Source organism: Jonesia denitrificans DSM 20603, assembly GCF_000024065.1.
Taxonomy (GTDB): Bacteria; Actinomycetota; Actinomycetes; order Actinomycetales; family Cellulomonadaceae; genus Jonesia; species Jonesia denitrificans.
On record NC_013174.1, the window covers coordinates 1,834,543 to 1,853,414 of the forward strand.

16 protein-coding genes and 1 rRNA gene are annotated in these 18,872 nt (G+C 57.0%); 4 read left to right on the forward strand and 13 right to left on the reverse strand.

The features are described 5' to 3' along the window. Nucleotides 1-867, forward strand: a complete 867-nt coding sequence (locus tag JDEN_RS08570; RefSeq protein ID WP_015771974.1) for a hypothetical protein — start codon at nucleotides 1-3, stop codon at nucleotides 865-867. Between the two features lie 27 nt (nucleotides 868-894). On the opposite strand, the gene JDEN_RS08575 is transcribed toward JDEN_RS08570, so the two are convergent. From JDEN_RS08575 to JDEN_RS08590, 4 genes are all read right to left on the reverse strand, one after another. Continuing rightward, a complete protein-coding gene (locus JDEN_RS08575; RefSeq protein ID WP_015771975.1) occupies nucleotides 895-1,944 on the reverse strand; it encodes a lipoate--protein ligase family protein in 1,050 nt (349 codons plus the stop codon). Nucleotides 1,945-2,026: 82 nt separating this feature from the next. After that, on the reverse strand, nucleotides 2,027-3,667 hold the full coding sequence (cimA, locus tag JDEN_RS08580; protein WP_015771976.1) for a citramalate synthase: 1,641 nt from the start codon (nucleotides 3,665-3,667) through the stop codon (nucleotides 2,027-2,029). A 263-nt stretch (nucleotides 3,668-3,930) separates the two neighbouring features. Continuing rightward, nucleotides 3,931-5,058 (reverse strand): branched-chain amino acid aminotransferase, encoded by a 1,128-nt coding sequence (locus JDEN_RS08585; RefSeq protein WP_015771977.1) that lies wholly within the window; start codon nucleotides 5,056-5,058, stop codon nucleotides 3,931-3,933. A gap of 135 nt (nucleotides 5,059-5,193) precedes the next feature. After that, complete coding sequence (locus JDEN_RS08590) at nucleotides 5,194-6,240, reverse strand: 3-isopropylmalate dehydrogenase (protein ID WP_015771978.1); 1,047 nt, start codon at nucleotides 6,238-6,240, stop codon at nucleotides 5,194-5,196. A gap of 275 nt (nucleotides 6,241-6,515) precedes the next feature. Between JDEN_RS08590 and JDEN_RS08595 the strand changes: the two genes are divergently transcribed. Genes JDEN_RS08595 through JDEN_RS08605 form a run of 3 tightly spaced genes read left to right on the forward strand, consistent with a single transcriptional unit; the run spans nucleotide 6,516 to nucleotide 9,096 of the window. Next, complete coding sequence (locus JDEN_RS08595; protein ID WP_015771979.1) at nucleotides 6,516-7,226, forward strand: ATP-binding cassette domain-containing protein; 711 nt, start codon at nucleotides 6,516-6,518, stop codon at nucleotides 7,224-7,226. Further along, complete coding sequence (locus JDEN_RS08600) at nucleotides 7,223-8,497, forward strand: hypothetical protein (protein ID WP_015771980.1); 1,275 nt, start codon at nucleotides 7,223-7,225, stop codon at nucleotides 8,495-8,497. The genes JDEN_RS08595 and JDEN_RS08600 overlap by 4 nt, the downstream gene beginning before the upstream one ends. Beyond that, nucleotides 8,494-9,096: a hypothetical protein gene (locus JDEN_RS08605; RefSeq protein WP_015771981.1), complete on the forward strand. Its 603-nt coding sequence runs from the start codon at nucleotides 8,494-8,496 to the stop codon at nucleotides 9,094-9,096. Before JDEN_RS08600 ends, JDEN_RS08605 begins: the two co-directional genes overlap by 4 nt. A gap of 59 nt (nucleotides 9,097-9,155) precedes the next feature. Here the strand turns inward: JDEN_RS08605 and ilvC are convergent, their stop codons facing one another. From ilvC to rrf, 9 genes are all read right to left on the reverse strand, one after another. Beyond that, nucleotides 9,156-10,193 (reverse strand): ketol-acid reductoisomerase, encoded by a 1,038-nt coding sequence (gene ilvC, locus JDEN_RS08610; RefSeq protein WP_015771982.1) that lies wholly within the window; start codon nucleotides 10,191-10,193, stop codon nucleotides 9,156-9,158. A gap of 43 nt (nucleotides 10,194-10,236) precedes the next feature. Next, nucleotides 10,237-10,764 carry an acetolactate synthase small subunit gene (gene ilvN / locus JDEN_RS08615; protein WP_015771983.1) on the reverse strand — a complete coding sequence of 176 codons (528 nt, stop codon included), beginning with the start codon at nucleotides 10,762-10,764 and terminating at the stop codon, nucleotides 10,237-10,239. A 17-nt stretch (nucleotides 10,765-10,781) separates the two neighbouring features. Further along, nucleotides 10,782-12,629: an acetolactate synthase large subunit gene (locus JDEN_RS08620; protein ID WP_015771984.1), complete on the reverse strand. Its 1,848-nt coding sequence runs from the start codon at nucleotides 12,627-12,629 to the stop codon at nucleotides 10,782-10,784. 343 nt (nucleotides 12,630-12,972) lie between these two features. Beyond that, nucleotides 12,973-14,688: a dihydroxy-acid dehydratase gene (gene ilvD / locus JDEN_RS08625; RefSeq protein WP_015771985.1), complete on the reverse strand. Its 1,716-nt coding sequence runs from the start codon at nucleotides 14,686-14,688 to the stop codon at nucleotides 12,973-12,975. Nucleotides 14,689-14,734: 46 nt separating this feature from the next. Next, nucleotides 14,735-15,295 (reverse strand): GNAT family N-acetyltransferase, encoded by a 561-nt coding sequence (locus JDEN_RS08630; protein WP_226926567.1) that lies wholly within the window; start codon nucleotides 15,293-15,295, stop codon nucleotides 14,735-14,737. 14 nt (nucleotides 15,296-15,309) lie between these two features. After that, a complete protein-coding gene (gatB, locus tag JDEN_RS08635; protein WP_015771987.1) occupies nucleotides 15,310-16,815 on the reverse strand; it encodes an Asp-tRNA(Asn)/Glu-tRNA(Gln) amidotransferase subunit GatB in 1,506 nt (501 codons plus the stop codon). Next, a complete protein-coding gene (gene gatA / locus JDEN_RS08640) occupies nucleotides 16,812-18,326 on the reverse strand; it encodes an Asp-tRNA(Asn)/Glu-tRNA(Gln) amidotransferase subunit GatA (RefSeq protein WP_015771988.1) in 1,515 nt (504 codons plus the stop codon). The genes gatB and gatA overlap by 4 nt, the downstream gene beginning before the upstream one ends. A 1-nt stretch (nucleotide 18,327) precedes the next feature. Next, nucleotides 18,328-18,624, reverse strand: a complete 297-nt coding sequence (gene gatC, locus JDEN_RS08645; protein WP_015771989.1) for an Asp-tRNA(Asn)/Glu-tRNA(Gln) amidotransferase subunit GatC — start codon at nucleotides 18,622-18,624, stop codon at nucleotides 18,328-18,330. Nucleotides 18,625-18,747: 123 nt separating this feature from the next. After that, nucleotides 18,748-18,864 (reverse strand): 5S ribosomal RNA (gene rrf, locus JDEN_RS08650). Nucleotides 18,865-18,872: the final 8 nt, after the last annotated feature.

Consider the following 18,872-nt stretch of genomic DNA (forward strand, 5'->3'; position numbering starts at 1 on the left):
ATGAGTTTCTTCCGCCGTAAACCCGCCACCCACGCCCCCGCAGATGTCACCGAACGTTGGTCCGAGCAGGACACATCAGTTCACCTGCACATACCTTTCAATGGCGCGGACCGGGAACCGGCAAAAACCGCTGACGAACTCACCCAACGCATTATTGCAACCGTGAACGCTGTCCAAGCCGGCGAATTTGGGCAAAGCATCCCCGACGGCGTCCAAGGCGCCACAGTCACCCTGGTTGTTGACTGCGGTGACACGGCCATCACCCCGTTAGCAACTCAGGCGATCGAGGTGCTGCGCGAACGCCTTGGCAAGTCCATGCCCATCATGGTTCAGTCCAACCCCGACGCAGCCCGCACCGGGGCACACGGCGACACCAGCGCTGCCGTGTCCTTGCCCACAGTCCCCCGGACAGGACCAGATGGAAAGAAACTTGGTCTTTGGGATTCATTGAAGGCCGCCGCGGAGGAGCAAGCTCGCGCCCAAAGCGCGGCAGCCGGATCACCACGCGCGCCTCGTGACACCCTCACGTTGCCGACCTACACCTGGAACGACAACGCCACTGAACTCCAGGCAGACATCATCGTTCTTGGGGACGCAGGCGACGACGAACAAACCCGAACCGACGTGTCCTACCTGGTTGAGCAGTCACTGGCAGCGCTTGCCACCCCCGAGGTTACCTCGCTAGTTCCCGCAGGGACCGAAGGTTACGGGATTCGACTCACCGTCACTGTCAACGACGACGCCGCTGGTGACCGCACTCGGCAAAAACTCGATGAGGGCAAGAACCAGTTCGCGAACACCCGCGTTATTTTCGATGTGACCATCGCGTCCCGCGAAGACGTGAAGGCGCTCCTCCCACCGGCCTAGTGTGAGCCGTGAACCTCACACGGCATGTTAGGGCACGCGAGTAAGCCACTCACGTGTCGAGAACTTTTCTTCAACCAGTTGCTTTGCCCGCGTCAACTCCCACTCACTGACGTGGGCGTCTTGCGTGCGGTACCGCGACCGGAAATGGTCTTTGAACGCCTCAATAATGGACTCACGGGACATTCCGGTTTGCGACCGCAACGGGTCCACGCGTTTCTTCGCCGACTTCGTACCCTTATCAGAGAGCTTTTCGCGCCCAATGCGCAACACATCAAGCATCTTGTCTGCGTCAATGTTGTACGCCATGGTGACGTGATGGAGCACCGTGCCGCCAGCAAGACGTTTTTGCGCCGCACCCGCGATCTTCCCCTGGTCAGAAGCGATGTCATTCAGGGGAACATACCGCGCCTGAACGCCGATCTCCTTGAGCGCGTCAATGACCCACCGGTCCAAAAACTCATAGGACTCTTCAAAGGACATGCCATCAACCAGTGATCCAGGCACAATCAACGAGTACGTAATCGTGTTCCCCGGTTCCACAAACATTGCTCCACCACCAGAGATGCGCCGCACAACGGTCACATTGTGACGCTCGGCGGCTTCCTCATCAACCTCGTTGCGGTAGGACTGGAACGAACCAATAATGACAGCGTTAGCACCCCATTCCCACACCCGAAGCAAAGGGCCACGCAAACCTTGATCCACCGCCTCTGTTTGCGCCTGGTCAAGGGCAATCTGCATGTAAGGCAGTTGAGGGGTGTCATGAATGATGTCAAACGCGTGATCATCCCAGGTCGTTGCTTTCCCCAGGGCCCGGCGCACGGCAACAACAATGTCCCGCGGAGCAAAACCCATCATGGTGACCCCAGGAGTCACTGCCTCTTCAACGGCAGTTCTGAACTCACTAAACGACGCATCAACAGGCATCCCATTGAGTGCGTCATTAAACCCCATGAGCGCATCGTCAGGTTCGAGGAAAAAATCGCCATGAACAGCGACGTTCGCAAGCCGTCCGTCCACCACATCAAGATCGACTGCCACAAGTTTGCCACCGGGGACTTTGTATTCTGCTCTCACGTCCTCGATCCTACGCCGTTCCCGACCTCACGAAACTGTGGTGTTCCTCATGAGACCACCACAGTTTCCGTGGTGGTTATCGTTATGCAACCGGTTTGACCCCCGCGTGGATAAGCCCGTACACGGCAGAATCAATGAGCGCTTCCCACGAAGCTTCTAAGATGTTCGGACCGATCCCGACAGTGAACCACGAACTCACACCATCTGTTGTTTCGATCAGAACTCGGGTGATCGCATCAGTTCCCTGTTCTTGATCCAGAATCCGCACCTTGAAGTCAATGAGTTCAAACTTGGCAATCTCCGGGTAAATCTTCTCAACCGCATGGCGCAACGCCTGGTCAAGGGCGTTCACCGGGCCGTTTCCTTCCGCGGTGACAATGATGCGTTCCCCACCGGCATGGAGTTTGACCGTTGCTTCCGCGATCGCTTCGTCACCGGTGGACCCATAGTTTTCCACAATGGTCCGCCATGACTCGACCGTGAAATACTCCGGGAGCCCACCAGATACCTCATCCCGCAACACAAGATCAAACGATGCGTCCGCAGCTTCATAGGTGTACCCCTGCTGTTCCGCTGACTTCACACGGTTCGTGATACGAGTAAGCACCTCGGTTTGACCCGCCAGGTCAAACCCCAGCTCTTTTCCTTTGAGTTCAATCGATGCGCGGCCCGCCATGTCAGAGACAAGCATGCGCATGTCATTGCCCACTTTGGTGGGGTCTGTGTGCTGGTACAGGTCAGCGTCGACCTTGATCGCTGACGCATGTAACCCTGCCTTGTGTGCAAACGCCGAAGCCCCCACGTAGGGTTGACGGGCGAATGGAGAAATGTTCGTGATCTCAGAGATGGCGTGCGCGATACGCGTCGCATCATCAAGACGTCCACCACGAAGAACGCGACGGTCATACTTGATCTCCAAGTTCGCCACTGTCGTGATGAGGTCAACGTTGCCGGTTCGTTCCCCATACCCGTTGACGGTGCCTTGGAAATGCTGGGCTCCCGCATCCAACGCAGCCAACGTATTGGCCACCGCGCACCCAGAATCGTTGTGGGCGTGCATCCCAAGGATGCCCTCCCCTGTGCGCTCACGCAGTTCGCTGACAATGTCACTCACCCAGTTGGGGAGCATCCCACCGTTAGTGTCACACAGACACACCACTTCAGCGCCCGCATCGAACGCCGCGAGTGCAGCATTGGTGGCATAGTCGGGGTCGTACCGGTACCCGTCAAAGAAGTGCTCCGCGTCGACAAACACACGGCGCCCTTCCCCCACCAGGAAAGCAACTGTGTCCCGGATCATGGCTAGGTTCTCAGCACCATCAGTTTTCAGTGCCCGCTCAACATGCCGGATATCTGACTTCGCCACCAACGTCACCACAGGTGCTTGGGAGTCAAGAAGCGCGCGAACCTGAGGGTCCTTATCTGTGGCCACTCCCACCTTACGGGTGGCCCCAAACGCGGCCAACACCGCGTTCTTTAATGTCAACTCCCGGGCAGCACGAGCAAAAAAGTCCGTGTCCTTGGGGACAGCACCAGGCCATCCTCCCTCAATAAACCCCACGCCCAGCTCGTCTAGGAGAGGAGCAATGGCCAGTTTATCCGTGACGGACAAACTGATGCCTTCCTGCTGCGCACCGTCGCGCAAAGTGGTGTCGTAGACGTGGAGAGTCACAGTCGGTTCCAACTTTCGTTCTCTGGGGCGTGCGGCGGTGAGCAGATCCATCACCTGGGTGTGTGACGTTCGCTGAGGCGTAGCGGGTGTGCTGTGCCAACAAAAAAACCTCCCGACTGGGTCATGGGAGGTTGGCACGTTCGACGGGTGAGTCGAACGCGCTAGCGAATAATGAGCTGCATCAGTGCCATAGGCCACATTCTAGGTGAGGAAGTGGGTGTGTCCCAAGTTTCGTCTCACACTCAGGGACAGTTCACCCGCTCCCTGCAACCACGCCCAGTGGTTGCAGGGAGCATGAGCAAGGCGCCGAACAGTTACGCGAGGCGCGTCATCCACCCGTGCGGGTCTGGACGACGCCCATACTGGATGTCTGTCAACTCACGGCGAATGTCCATCGTGAGGGTGCCTGATTCACCGTTGTTGATAGTGACATCAAAGTCATTGTCAGCGAGGCGACCGATGGGGGTGACCACAGCAGCTGTTCCACAGGCGAACGCTTCCACGATTCGCCCTTTTTCCAAACCATCGCGCAGTGCGTCAAGGGTGAGATGTTCCTCGCGCACAGTCAAACCACGGTCAGTGAGGAGTTGAATGATCGAGGAGCGTGTGACCCCACGCAGGATGGAACCCGACAGCGCCGGGGTCACCACGGTCCCGTCGTCATGGACGAAGAACACGTTCATCCCACCGAGCTCTTCAAGGGCAGGAGTCTGCCCACCATCCAGGAAACACACCTGATCAAACCCTCGTTTGCCAGCTTCCTGCTGTGGGAGCAACGATGCGGCATAGTTGCCGCCACATTTGGCTTCCCCCGTGCCACCACGGCCAGCGCGAGCATAATCCCTGGAAATCCAGATGTTGACGGGGTGAACACCCTTATCAAAGTAGGGGCCAACCGGTGACGCAATCACAAGGTGTTCCGCCTCATGGGTGGGACGCACCCCTAAGAACACTTCGGACGCGATCATGAAAGGACGCAGATAGAGGCTTGCTTCTTCCCCCGATGGCACCCAGTCAACGTCTGTTCGCACCAACGCCGCAACGGAACCGAGGAAATCGTCAACGGGTAACTCTGGGAGTGCTAGCCGTCGGGCTGACAGCGCATATCGCAGCGCGTTTTGCTCGGGCCGAAACGACCACACGGAACCATCAGCGTGCCGGTACGCTTTTAACCCTTCAAAAATTTCCTGCCCGTAGTGCAGTACTGCGGCCGCAGGGTCCATGTGGAGTGGCCCGTAGGGTTCAACCCTCCGGTTGTGCCACCCTTCGTCAACAGTCCAGGTCATTCGGGTCATGTGGTCGGTGAAGACCGTCCCGAACTTCGGCGATGCGGTCAGTGCTACGCGTTCCTCCACCGGCAATGGGCTGGTGGAACGGTGCACGCTGAATTGTGACACGAGTTCATCGAGTGAGCGTGTCTGGGAGGTGAGCGTTGTGCTCATGGAATCGGCCTTTCACCTGATGACCGGTGCACCGCCTCTGAGGAGGCGGTGCACACACATTGGTCTCATTATAGGAGCCGAGCCGTCACGCGGTCATTGCCCCGCCGGGCAGTCCGGTTGATTCCTGGGGCAGGGTTACAGACCACCGATGCGCTCGGTGATTGCCTGACCGACCTCACGTGTGGATCGTGGCGTGGTGCCACGTTCGGCGAGGTCCGCTGCGACTGCAGCTTCAACGCGCGCAGATTCTGTGTGGTAACCCAGGTGATCGAGCATAAGTGCTACCGACAGAATTGTTGCCGTGGGGTCAGCCTTCCCTTGCCCAGCAATGTCCGGTGCTGAACCGTGAACAGGCTCGAACATGGAGGGTGCGGTGCGGTCGGGGTTAATGTTCGCCGACGCCGCAAGGCCAATACCACCGGTGATCGCGGCAGCTTGGTCGGTCAAAATGTCACCAAAGAGGTTGTCAGTCACGATGACATCAAAGCGTGAGGGGTTTGTTGTCAGGAAGATGGTTGCTGCATCAACGTGGAGGTAATCAGTAGTGACCTGGGGGAACTCTTCGTTGACTCGCTCGACTGTGCGGCGCCACAGGTGACCCGCGTGGACGAGAACATTGTGTTTGTGCACCAGTGTGAGGTGTTTGCGTTCGCGTGCAGCGGCTCGTGTGAAGGCGTCTCGCACAACCCGTTCGACACCAAAGGCCGTGTTCACGGACACTTCGTTCGCTACTTCATGGGGTGTTCCCACACGAATGGCGCCACCGTTACCCACGTAGGGGCCTTCTGTTCCTTCGCGGACGACAACGAAATCAATGTCCCCTGGGTTAGCCAAAGGGGAGGAGACGCCCTGGTAGAGCTTTCCGGGGCGCAGGTTAACGTAGTGGTCAAGACTGAAACGGAGCTTCAGGAGTAGTCCACGCTCAAGAACACCGGACGGAACACTCGGATCACCAATCGCACCAAGAAGAATCGCATCATGCTGGCGGATCGCGTCAAGGTCGGAATCAGTCAGCGTTTCCCCGGTGGTGTGCCACCGCTGCGCACCCAGGTTGAACTCGGTGGGTTCCACCGACACCTGCGTACCCGCTAGTGCCGCATCCAGTGCCACAAGGCCCTGTTCGACAACTTCGATACCGATGCCGTCACCAGCGACGACTGCCAGTTTGATGTTCTTGGTCATGCCCCCCACACTACTCCGTCTGTCCACACAGCGGGATGGGGGTTTCACTATTCGGTCACACGTGTGCCCCAGCAAGTCTTCTCAAGAAGCAAGGAACCGTAATAAATCACGGATTTCTCGAACCGGACATACCTCCACGCTAAGAAACTGCGACAATGCTCTTGACCTGCAGAGGTCTTACATCTACTGTCTTCAGGACGTCGAAACGCTCCCATAACACGCATCCCCCATGATGAGATCACGCGAGTTCACGCGTCAGATAACGGAGAATCAGGATGACCCTGCAACTCGCTCAACTTACGGTGTCGCATCGGCGCTCTCACTTCACACTAGGTCCCATAACCGCGGAGTTTTCTCCCGGCATCACCGGGATCGTGGGTGTGAATGGTGCTGGTAAGAGCACCCTCTTCAACACCATCGTCGGAACGTTGCGTCCCTCCTCTGGCCGCGTCATGCACCGTGACACCAACATTGGATATTTACCGCAGAACCCTATCTTTCCCAAGAATGCAACTGTCCGTGACGTGTTGACATTCTCTGCATGGTTACACATGCTCAAGGATCCACAAGAACGGATTACTGACCTCATCACACGGCTTGGTTTGGAAGAACACGCAACTAAGCGCACGTCGCAATTATCAGGAGGCATGCAGCGCCGACTTGGAATAGCACAGGCTCTCGTCCACGACCCGGCGATTCTTCTCCTTGATGAACCCACTGCAGGGCTGGACCCAGTTCAACGCATCGCAGTCAGGACAACTATCGAGGAAGAGTTGGGGAATAAAACAGTTCTCCTGTCCACCCACCTCGTGGAAGATATCCGGCACCTCGCCTCACAACTACTTGTCCTTGATCAAGGGCAGGTCGTTTTCAATGGCAGCGTCGATGAACTTGAATCAACAGCGCGCGACACACATCTTGGAGCTACCCCACTTGAGGTGGCACTCAACCAGCTCTACACGGGAAGCGGGAAAGTAGCACCGTGAAGTCATTGTTTCGCACTTTCCTCAGCCCCTACGTTGGTGTTGCGTATTTGCTCTTTGCTGGCAGTTTTATTGTGGTTTCAGGTCGGTGGGACTTTCTTGGTGATTCCTACCTGACATTGGAAACACTGTCGAACTTCAACATCTACACACTCCCACTCCTGGCAGCATTCGTCAGCTACGACACCGCATCACTTTGCAGGCCCGGCTCACTCCACATGATCGCTGCAACACCACGATGGAAAGCAGCACTCCTATTACCAAGCATCATCGCAACAGCATCCATCACCACAACCCACATCATCATGACACTTACCATGCTGATGTGGGGCCAGGTCACAAACCCCATGGTCGGTTGGGAACGCATCGCACTAACCCTTACACTCCAAATCCTCACGTTCCTCGCGGTCGCACTTATCGGTGCAACCATCGGACGCCACACACCAGCCCACACAGCAGGATTCATCGCATTCGCGGCACTGTTTCTTCTGGCACTCACGTCGGAGTCTTTTCCTGGAGGCACCCCCTGGCTCGTGTTGCAAGGTGCAACAGCCCCACAGGTTGGTTATGTGTGGACCTGGCAAGGACAACTACTCAGGCTTATCCAAGTCTTCCTCATTACGGCTGCGGCTGCTTACACCATCACTGCCCGGAAAACACCTACCTCCGAGCAAGGCCCGTCAAAACTAGCACCCATCGCGATACTCGCCGCCACCACACTCACAGGGTTCGCCCTACCCACCACAACCTACAAAACCCCTTTGACCACAACACTCGAGCGAAGTGCCTGTTCTCATTACATCCTTAGCACCAACGACCCCTTAGAGATATGCCTCACATACGAACATAGGCGGGCGATACACTACGTTGCTGATTCCTATGTTGAAGCGTATGAACGGATGATTTCCGCGGGAGTTGACCCCCTACTTCTTCCTTCACGGCTCGAAGAAGAAACAGCTGTCCCGAGCCCTCATGAAGGAAAAGAAGGTGTTGCTTACCTTGGAATCCCTGCCCTTGGCCCCTTCGTTCCACAAGCTGATCTTAGTCACGACCCAGACTTCCAAATGCTCATTGCGAACACAGTGTCAGTGCCTGCTCAGTGTTACAACGATACTTTTAATACGTTGGTTGGTGGGCAAGACATGTCCTTCCTCAATCACTGGGATATAACCTTCGGATTTGCAACCGCTGCACTTGCACTAACTCCCACACCTTTTACTACCGACGAGTACGCTGATTCGTTACATGCCATGGCAGACGCGTGCAGCCAATGAACGCCACGCGGCTGATTCCTTTATGGTTACGCATCTACGATGTCAGGTCTCTTGTGCCCCTCATCGTCGTGTACGCGCTACTCAGTTGTGCGATAGGGGGCGTCAGCGTCCAACGACTTGGCCCGTTATCCTTCCAGGTCCCCATTCACTTAGGGATGCTACTCCCAGTGATTGCGGGGTTCGTGATCGCGTCATTCACAATGTTGGAAAGCAACTTCGCCTACCCGCAGAACTCACGTTTCCGGGTCGCTCGACTCTGTGGTGTCCTCACAATCACCGTGTTTGTGCTCGCCTGCGGGTTGTCCTACCGATTAATTCCCAATGCACACGGTGGTGAACTCGCACTGATCCGAAACACAGTGTTCTTCGCAGGCTTTTTCATGCTCTCACAACGGGTCATGCCGCGGACCTTCTGGATTCCGACAACCTCGTTCCTCTTCATATCCATGTTCCTGGGATACAACTCACAAGGGTTTTACTGGTGGGCACTCCCCCTGTGGGACGGATCATCCAAAACCCACTTCACCGCCGCACTCATCATCTGGGGTGTCGCGTTAGCCGTTCTTCTCCATTCACCTGCCCGCCGCGGACAAGCATAAACGTATTGATGCCCGCCACTGTGTCACAGTGGCGGGCATCAATATATGGTGATGACAGGTTAGCGGGCTACGCTACCTTCGACGTAGTCGTTGGTGTTGTCGTCGCTGCGCTTGCTCCAGGCAAAGAGCTTGCGCAGTTCGCGGCCTGTTGCTTCAATCGGGTGGGCTTCACCCTTGGCACGCAGCTCTTTGAACTCTGGGCCACCCGCTTCTTGGTCCTTGATGAACCGGTCAGCAAACGCACCGTTTTGGATGTCCGCGAGAACAGCCTTCATGTTTTCCTTCACCTCAGGGGTGATCACACGAGGGCCAGACACGTAGTCACCGTACTCTGCCGTGTCAGAGACTGACCAGCGCTGCTTCGCGATTCCACCTTCCCACATGAGGTCAACAATGAGTTTCAGTTCGTGCAGCACCTCAAAGTAGGCCACTTCCGGCTGGTACCCGGCTTCGGTCAGGACCTCAAACCCGTACTGCACGAGTTGCGATGCGCCACCACACAGCACAGCCTGCTCACCAAACAGGTCAGTTTCTGTTTCTTCAGTGAAGGTGGTCTTAATACCGGCGGCACGCAACCCACCAATGGCTTTTCCGTAAGACAAAGCCAAGTCCCAAGCAGCACCTGACGCGTCCTGTTCCACGGCAACAATCACCGGGACACCACGACCGTCAACGTACTCACGGCGCACCAAGTGCCCTGGGCCCTTCGGGGCAACCATGAGGATGTCGTGCCCAGCTTCTGGCTTAATGTACCCAAAACGGATGTTAAACCCGTGACCGAACACAAGGGCTGCACCCTCATTGAGGTTCGGGGCGATCTCTTGCGCGTACACTGTGCGCTGCACCTGGTCAGGGGTCAAAATAACAACAACGTCAGCTTCCTTGACTGCATCAGCAACCGGAAGAACCTTCAGCCCTTCACCTTCAGCTTTCGCTGCGGATGATGAACCGGGACGCAACCCGACCCGGACATCCACACCGGAATCGCGTAGGTTCAACGCGTGAGCGTGCCCTTGGCTGCCGTAGCCAATGACAGCAACCTTTTTCCCCTGGATGATGGACAGGTCAGCGTCGTCGTCGTAGAAAAGCTCAGCCACCGGAGTCTCCTTTTGATTGTGGTTATGGTCGTAAGTGTATGAGTCAGTGTGTGGGCCGTGAGGAGCGGTCCAAGGCGCGGTCAGTCATCGAACGGGATCCCCGCCCAATAGCAATCGCCCCAGACTTCACAATTTCACGGATCCCATACGGTTCAAGTGCACCTAACAGTGCATCAAGTTTTTCCGAGTTCCCCACCGCTTCAATCACGACGGTGTCAGGAACAACATCGACCACGTGCGCACGGAACAACTGGACGATCTCAAGAACACCCGACCGTGAGGAATGGTCAGCCTTCACCTTGATCAACATCAGTTCGCGTTGCACAGCAGTTGTTGATTCCAGTTCAACAATCTTGATGACATTGACGAGTTTGTTGAGTTGTTTCGTGACCTGCTCCAACGGCAACTCATCCACGTCAACAACAACGGTCACCCGTGACAGTTCCTCATGCTCGGTGGGTCCCACAGCAAGAGAATGAATGTTAAACGCACGGCGGGCAAACAACCCCGCGATACGGGTCAGAACACCTGGCTTGTTCTCAACGAGAACGGACAAGGTATGACGAGACATGATGTGCTTCCTCTCCGTTACTCTTCGCGGTCCCACGCAGGAGAAATACCCCGCGCGTATTGAATGTCGTCGTTGGACACACCGGCTGCAACCATTGGCCACACCATGGCGTTACGAGACACGTTGAAGTCAATGAGAACTGGGCGGTCGTTGATTTCTTCGGCGCGCCGAATCGCGTCATCGACCTCGTCAAGGCGTTCCACTCGGATACCTTCGCACCCATAAGCGTCAGCAAGTTTGACAAAGTCAGGGACGCGACGAGTGCCGTGGCCGGTGTGCAAATCAGTGTTGGAATACCGTTCGTTGTAGAACAGTGTCTGCCACTGACGAACCATGCCCAACGACGAGTTATTGATCAACGCGACCTTGATGGGGATGTCATTAATGGTGCAGGTCGCCAACTCTTGGTTGGTCATTTGGAAGCACCCATCACCGTCGATGGCCCACACTGTGCGGTCCGGTGCTCCTACCTTCGCACCCATTGCTGCGGGGATGGAATACCCCATGGTGCCTAAACCACCGGAGTTAATCCACGAGTTCGGCCGTTCATAACGGATAAACTGTGACGCCCACATCTGGTGTTGCCCAACACCCGCCACATAGATCGACTCGGGTCCTGAGATTTCTGACAGGCGCGACAGGATGTGTTGCGGAGCGAGCAACCCATCGTTGGGTTCAGTGAAACCAAGAGGGTACGTGTCGCGCCACGCATCGATCTGACGCCACCACCCCTCAATGTCCGGGCGACCGTTTTTGTCGTGTTCCCGTTCCAGCTCAGGGATAAGGTCGTCAATGACTTCTTTCAAGTCACCAACGATCGGAACGTCAACATCACGGTTCTTCCCAATTTCTGCGGGGTCAATGTCGGCGTGCACGATCGTTGCCAAAGGAGCGAACGAATCCAAACGGCCTGTCACACGGTCATCAAACCGTGCCCCCAAAGCAACAACCAGGTCAGCCTTCTGCAAGGCTGCCACCGCAGGAACTGTCCCATGCATGCCAGGCATACCCAAGTGCTGCGGGTGCGAGTCAGGCAACGCGCCACGAGCCATCAGCGTTGTCACCACAGCGGCACCAGACAGGTCAACCAGTCGGCGCAACTGGGCTGCAGCACCCGAACGGATAATTCCGCCCCCCACATACAACACGGGTTTGCGTGACGATGCGATCAGCCGTGCCGCTTCACGGATCTGCTTCGAGTGGGGTTTCGTCACCGGGTGGTACCCAGGAAGATTCAGTTCACTTGGCCATTCAAAACGTGTCTGCGCCTGCATCGCCGATTTTGCGATGTCCACCAGAACCGGGCCGGGACGACCTGTTTGCGCGATGTGGAACGCTTCAGCAATCGTGCGAGGAATCTCAGCTGGGTCAGTCACCAGGAAGTTGTGCTTGGTGACGGGCAAAGTAATACCGACAATGTCTGCCTCTTGGAACGCATCAGTCCCAATGAGAGGTGCACCCACCTGACCGGTGATCGCAACCAATGGGATCGAATCCATATGCGCATCGGCAAGGGGCGTGACCAGGTTCGTCGCACCTGGACCAGAGGTCGCCATGGTGACGCCCACTCGACCAGTTGCGTGAGCATAACCAGACGCAGCATGCCCACCCCCCTGCTCATGGCGCACGAGAATGTGGCGTAGCTTCTTCGAATCCATCAACGGGTCATACGTCGGAAGAATCGCGCCTCCCGGGATCCCGAAAACAGTGTCGACCCCGGCTGCCTCCAAAGAACGCACAATGGACTCAGCGCCCGTGCAATCGTGGGGGGCGGGTGAGCCGTGCGCAGGCCGCGCCAGCGCGGCAGGGCTTGGAGCTGGCTTGGAGCCCTGCGGCTTCCCAGCCTGCTTGTTGGCCTGAACCATCAAGTTCTCCTCATCGTTGTTGTCGTGCAATAGCCGGCTGCTGGTCGAGCAAGTCGGGACACCTCTACACGGGGCGCGTACCCCAAAGCATCCTTCAGTGTGTCCAAGACTTTCTGGGTCTAGGACTTATGTCCGCTTTCATGCTGACATGAAAAAACCCCCCGCACCGGGTGAGGTGACTGGGAGGATCCGCGCGTTGACAATCAGCTCAAGTTAGTGGGCTATGCCAACGCGCTTGAGAACTAGGACGACTGTCTTCCGCATATAAGCAGACTACGCTCCCCACGTGGCCATGTCACCCCGCCACACCGAGTTCTCACATCATGAACAGTCCGCCTGTCGGTCACCCAAGGACCGCACCTCGAGACGCACTCCCAACAAGTTGTGCGTACTTCGCCAACACGCCGCGCTTGACCGGCCTCGATGCCGGAACCCAATCAACAGCCCGGGCCGCCATCTCCCCCTCATCAACAAGCACATCGAGAGTGCCCGCGTCCACGTCCAACCGGATCGTGTCCCCATCACGCACCAACGCAATAGGGCCACCATCCACAGCCTCCGGAGCAATATGCCCCACGCACAGTCCCGTTGTCCCACCGGAAAAACGCCCATCAGTCAACAACAGCACATCTCGCCCCAGCCCAGCCCCCTTAATCGCGCCAGTCACCGCAAGCATCTCTCGCATCCCAGGGCCACCCTTCGGCCCCTCATAACGGATCACCACCGCGTCCCCAGCCCGAATAGTCCCATCCTCCAACGCATCCATGGCGGCACGTTCCCCCTCAAACACCCGGGCGGTCCCCGTGAACACCGACCGGTCAAAACCAGCAGACTTCACCACCGCCCCCTCAGGCGCCAACGACCCATGCAAAATCGTGATCCCTCCCGTGGGATGAATCGGCTGATCCATCACCCGAAGAATGACCCCGTCAGGGTCCGGAGGAGCAATATCGGCGAGGTTCTCCGCCACCGTTCGCCCTGTCACTGTCAGACAATCCCCATCAAGCAGCCCCGCATCAGCAAGCGCCTTCATGACAACCGGGATACCACCGATGCGATCCACATCATTCATCACGTAACGACCAAACGGTTTCACATCCGCGAGGTGCGGAACGCGGCGAGCAACCGCCGCAAAATCATCCAACGACAAATCAACCTCAGCTTCGTGAGCAATCGCCAACAAATGCAACACCGCATTCGTTGACCCACCCAGAGCCATCACCACAGCAATAGCATTCTCAAACGCAGGCTTCGTCATAATGTCACGTGCGGTTATCCCCGCATTGAGCAAGTCGACCACCGCCTGACCGCTTCGACGAGCAAACATATCCCGACGGCGATCCGCACTCGGAGGCGCCGCAGAACCCGGGATCGACATTCCCAATGCCTCGGCCACAGCAGCCATCGTATTTGCGGTATACATCCCACCGCATGCACCCTCACCAGGGCAAATAGCACGTTCGATGCGATCCACATCCTCACGTGACATCAGCCCGCGCACACACGCCCCTACTGCCTCAAACGCGTCAATGAGGGTGACGTCTTTTTCCGTTCCATCGCTAAGTTTGACCCACCCCGGCATGATCGATCCGGCATACAAGAACACACTCGAGACATTGAGACGCGCAGCCGCCATCAGCATCCCCGGCAACGACTTATCACAACCGGCTAGAAGTACGGAACCGTCGAGTCGTTCCGCTTCCATGACAACTTCCACAGAATCAGCAATGACATCACGGGAAACCAACGAATAGTGCATCCCCTCATGTCCCATGGAGATACCATCCGACACCGAAATTGTGCCAAACTCCAACGGGAACCCACCTGCGGCGTGCACACCCTCTTTCACCGCCCCCGCAAGACGATCCAACGACAAGTTGCACGGGGTTATTTCGTTCCACGACGATGCCACCCCAATTTGGGGTTTGGCAAAATCATCATCGCCCAACCCGACTGCGCGCAACATCCCCCGTGAAGCCGTCGCTTCAAGCCCATCTGTCACACGCCATGAACGTGGTTTACCGGGCGTCGGTCCTTGTGTGTGTCTGTCATCAACCATGGTGCGATCCTATGACTGGGATCACACAACCGCACGGTGAGGGGAACTACTCGGGCAAGTCGATATCATCCTCGAGTAGCGACATCACCACAACGTCACACCAGTGCTCACCGTCACGACCAGCGTCTCTCAAGACGCCTTCTTGGACAAACCCTAACGACTCATACAACATTCGGGCACGCGGGTTAATCGCCAGCACCTCCAGCGACAACCGATGAAGCCCCAATCCTTGCGGTGGTGTGGCAAACACATACGACACAACCAAAGAGATCGCCTCACGCCCATAGCCGCGGCCACGGAACTCAGGTAACGACTGCAACCGCAGTGACGCGCTGCGGTTCACCTGATCAATATTGTCAATGACAATTTCGCCGATGCATTCGTCGCTCATCGCACCATCACCGTTGGGCATCAAAGACGTCATCGCGTAGTCCACACGCGTGGGAGATTCCGCCCCTTCCTCAATCCACTGCTGCCATTGGGCATCAGTCATATTCTTGACGATGCCCGTCAACCGCTGGGTTTCCGGGTCGCGTGATGCACGGGCGAGCGGCCCTGCGTCCCGTGGTTCCACGGGACGCAGGGCAACAAGCTCACCTGTTAGCACAGGACCAATCATGATCAGCCGATGCGTTCGATGATGAGTTCACGGACACGCCCTGCATCAGCTTGACCGCGAGTTGCCTTCATGACCGCGCCAATGATGGCGCCAACCGGCCCCATATTGCCTGATCGGACTTTCTCAACGATGTCAGGTTGATCTGCGAGGACCTGGTCAATAGCCGCAAGAAGTGGACCATCATCAGAGACGATCTCCAATCCACGGGCGGATACGATCTCTGCGGGGTCACCTTCACCGGCGAGAACCCCCTCGAGTACTTGCCGACCAATTTTGTCGTTGATTTTCTTCTCATCGATCAGGCGCTGTAACTCGGCGATCTGTGCAGGGCTCACGGGAACTGATGCCAACTCACGGTCGTTTTCTTTGGCAAACCGGGCGAGCTCTCCCATCCACCACTTTCGTGCTGCGGCAGGGCTAACACCACCAGCAACGGTGTTCTCGATGAGTTCCAACGCACCGGCGTTGACAACGTCACGCATTTCGATGTCGGAATAGCCCCATTCCTCACGCAACCGACGCCGTTTGACCGCTGGCATCTCTGGAAGAGACGCTCGCAGTTCCTCAACCCACTCACGGCTTGGTTCTACCGGAACCAGGTCGGGCTCGGGGAAGTACCGGTAGTCCTCAGCGTCAGACTTCTCGCGACCAGCTGTGGTGATCCCTGTATCCTCATGCCAGTGACGAGTTTCCTGTGTGACAGTTTTCCCCGCATTAAGGATGGCCGCCTGACGTTCCACCTCGTAACGAACAGCCCGTTCAATAGACCTAAATGAGTTGACGTTCTTGGTTTCTGTGCGGGTACCCAGCGGAGACTCAGGTGTTGGACGCAGTGAGAGGTTCACGTCCGCGCGAACGTTTCCACGTTCCATCCGGGCCTCTGACACATCAAGAGCACGGAAAATATCGCGAAGAGTTTGCACGTAAGCACGCGCTACCTCAGGTGCACGCTCCCCGGCGCCTTCAATGGGTTTCGTCACGATCTCGACGAGGGGAATACCCGCACGGTTGTAGTCGACTAGTGAGTATTCCGCACCATGGATACGCCCTGTTGAACCGCCAACGTGCGTGTTTTTACCTGCGTCTTCTTCCATGTGCGCGCGCTCAATTTCGACACGGAAGATTTCGCCGTCGTCCAACTCAACATCCAAGTACCCGTCATAGGCGATCGGCTCATCGTACTGGGATGTTTGGAAGTTTTTCGGCACGTCAGGATAGAAATAGTTCTTGCGCGCGAACCGGCACGAATCAGCGATAGTGCAGTGCAAAGCTAACCCAATTTTGATCGCTGACTCAACAGCTTTACCGTTCACCACCGGCAAGGCACCTGGCAACCCTAGTGACACGGGTGTCACTTGTGTGTTCGCCTCGCCCCCGAACTCCACCTCAGCTGAACAAAACATCTTGGTTTTTGTGCCCAGTTCGACGTGAACTTCAATCCCAATGACTGGGTCGTACTGGGTGACTGCCTCATCGTAAGCAACAAGGTCAGGTGAGGACACGCTCATGCTTGGGCCTCCAGTTCAGGAACACGGTTGATCAGGGGTTCGCCCCACTGCTTTTCCAATGCGGACTCCAACGCTGCACCAATTCGGTACATGCGTGCGTCTTCACTGATCGGAGCAAGAATTTGGAACCCTACTGGCATTCCATCGTCGCTCACACCGTTGGGCAGCGACATACCGGGGACACCAGCGAGGTTCGCTGGAATGGTGGCAATGTCGTTGAGGTACATAGCCAGTGGGTCATCAAGCTTCTCACCGAACTTAAAGGCGGTGGTTGGTGAGGTTGGTGACACGAGAACGTCTGCCTGCTCGAACGCCGCAGTGAAGTCGCGTTGGATGAGTGTGCGTACTTTCTGGGCAGAGCCGTAGTAAGCGTCGTAGTAGCCGGAGGATAACGCGTAGGTTCCGATGATGATGCGTCGCTTCACTTCATCACCAAAACCTTGCCCGCGGGTGGCAGCCATGACACGTTCTGCAGTCAGCGGTCCATCTGTGGGTTCCACGCGTAAACCGAAACGCATTCCATCGAACTTGGCAAGGTTCGAGGACGCTTCTGCAGGCATAATGAGGTAGTAGGCTGCGAGAGCTGTTGTGAACGATGGGCAGGACACCTCAACGACTGTGGCACCTGCGTCACGCAGGAGCGCTACGGATTCATCAAACCGTGCCTGTACACCTGGCTGATATCCCTCCCCGGTGAGTTCTTTGACGATGCCAACTCTTACTCCGGTCAGGTCGCCGAGCGCGCCTTCTTGTGCCGCTTTGACGTAACCGGTTGCCGGTTGTGGCAGTGACGTGGAGTCTTTGGGGTCATGCCCACCGATCAGTTCGTGTAGCAGTGCTGCATCCAACACAGTCCGGGTGACAGGTCCGGCCTGGTCTAGTGAGGATGCCATAGCGATCAACCCGTATCGGGACACCGAACCATAGGTGGGTTTGACCCCCACGGTTCCGGTAACTGCCCCGGGTTGACGGATGGACCCACCGGTGTCTGTCCCGATCGCGAGGGGGGCTTCAAAAGCTGCGAGAGCTGCGGCGGAGCCTCCTCCTGAGCCTCCTGGGATGCGTTCGATGTCCCACGGGTTGAGGGTGTTTCCGTACGCTGAGTGTTCCGTTGATGACCCCATGGCAAATTCGTCCATGTTGGTTTTGCCGAGAATGGGGAGGCGGGCCTCTTTGATTTTTTCGACGAGCGTTGCGTCGTAGGGTGGGATCCATCCTTCGAGCATTTTTGACCCGGCAGTTGTTTGCACTCCGTCAGTGACGACAACGTCTTTGATTGCGATGGGCACGCCGGCAAGTGGGTGGAGTTGTTCTCCGCGTGCGCGGCGCTCGTCGACGTCTCGTGCGGTCGCGAGTGCGTCCTCGGCGGTGACTGTGACAAAAGCGTTAATGGTCGGGTCGACGGCTGCGATGCGGTCGAGATGCGCTTGGGTCGCTTGTTCTGAGGTGATGTCGCCTGCTTGCAGTTTTTGGGCAAGCTCGGCTGCGGTGAGTCTCGTGATGTCCGACATGTTATTCCTCTCCGAGGATTTGGGGGACGAGGAACTTCCCGTCTTCGCTGGCGGGCGCTGCGTTCAGAACTTTGTCCCGATCAAGTGGCGGGGTTGGTTCGTCGTCGCGGAACACGTTGCTCAGCGGTACTGGGTGGCTTGTTGCGGGGACGTCTGGGGTGGCGAGTTCGCTCACTTGGGCGACTGCGTTCACGATGACGTCAAGTTCCCCGGTGAGCCGGTCGACTTCTTCTGGTCGCAGTTCGATGCGTGCTAGGGCAGCGACGCGTGCGACCTCATCACGAGAGATTGTGGACATGTGTCTAGTCTACGTGGTTTCGTGAGAGCGCTAGTCGCCTGACGATGTGTGTTGTGGTGCTGGTTGTTGTGTGGGGGTATGGGTGAAGCCCTGACCGGGTGGTGGTCAGGGCTTCTAGTGGTGTTGCGGTCGTGTCCTACTCTCCCACACCCTGTCGGGTGCAGTACCATCGGCGCTGGTAGGCTTAGCTTCCGGGTTCGGGATGGGACCGGGCGTTTCCCTGCCGCTATGACGACCGCGAGTTGTGT

Coding starts and splice junctions, on each gene's coding strand:
- ilvN (WP_015771983.1), bottom strand. CDS start 10,764: ATGTCTCGTCATACCTTGTCCGTTCTCGTTGAGAACAAGCCAGGTGTT.
- gatA (WP_015771988.1), bottom strand. CDS start 18,326: ATGTCGGACATCACGAGACTCACCGCAGCCGAGCTTGCCCAAAAACTG.
- JDEN_RS08620 (WP_015771984.1), bottom strand. CDS start 12,629: ATGGTTCAGGCCAACAAGCAGGCTGGGAAGCCGCAGGGCTCCAAGCCA.
- JDEN_RS08590 (WP_015771978.1), bottom strand. CDS start 6,240: ATGACCAAGAACATCAAACTGGCAGTCGTCGCTGGTGACGGCATCGGT.
- gatB (WP_015771987.1), bottom strand. CDS start 16,815: ATGAGCGTGTCCTCACCTGACCTTGTTGCTTACGATGAGGCAGTCACC.
- gatC (WP_015771989.1), bottom strand. CDS start 18,624: ATGTCCACAATCTCTCGTGATGAGGTCGCACGCGTCGCTGCCCTAGCA.
- JDEN_RS08585 (WP_015771977.1), bottom strand. CDS start 5,058: ATGAGCACAACGCTCACCTCCCAGACACGCTCACTCGATGAACTCGTG.
- JDEN_RS08605 (WP_015771981.1), top strand. CDS start 8,494: ATGAACGCCACGCGGCTGATTCCTTTATGGTTACGCATCTACGATGTC.
- ilvD (WP_015771985.1), bottom strand. CDS start 14,688: ATGGTTGATGACAGACACACACAAGGACCGACGCCCGGTAAACCACGT.
- JDEN_RS08570 (WP_015771974.1), top strand. CDS start 1: ATGAGTTTCTTCCGCCGTAAACCCGCCACCCACGCCCCCGCAGATGTC.
- JDEN_RS08595 (WP_015771979.1), top strand. CDS start 6,516: ATGACCCTGCAACTCGCTCAACTTACGGTGTCGCATCGGCGCTCTCAC.
- cimA (WP_015771976.1), bottom strand. CDS start 3,667: ATGGATCTGCTCACCGCCGCACGCCCCAGAGAACGAAAGTTGGAACCG.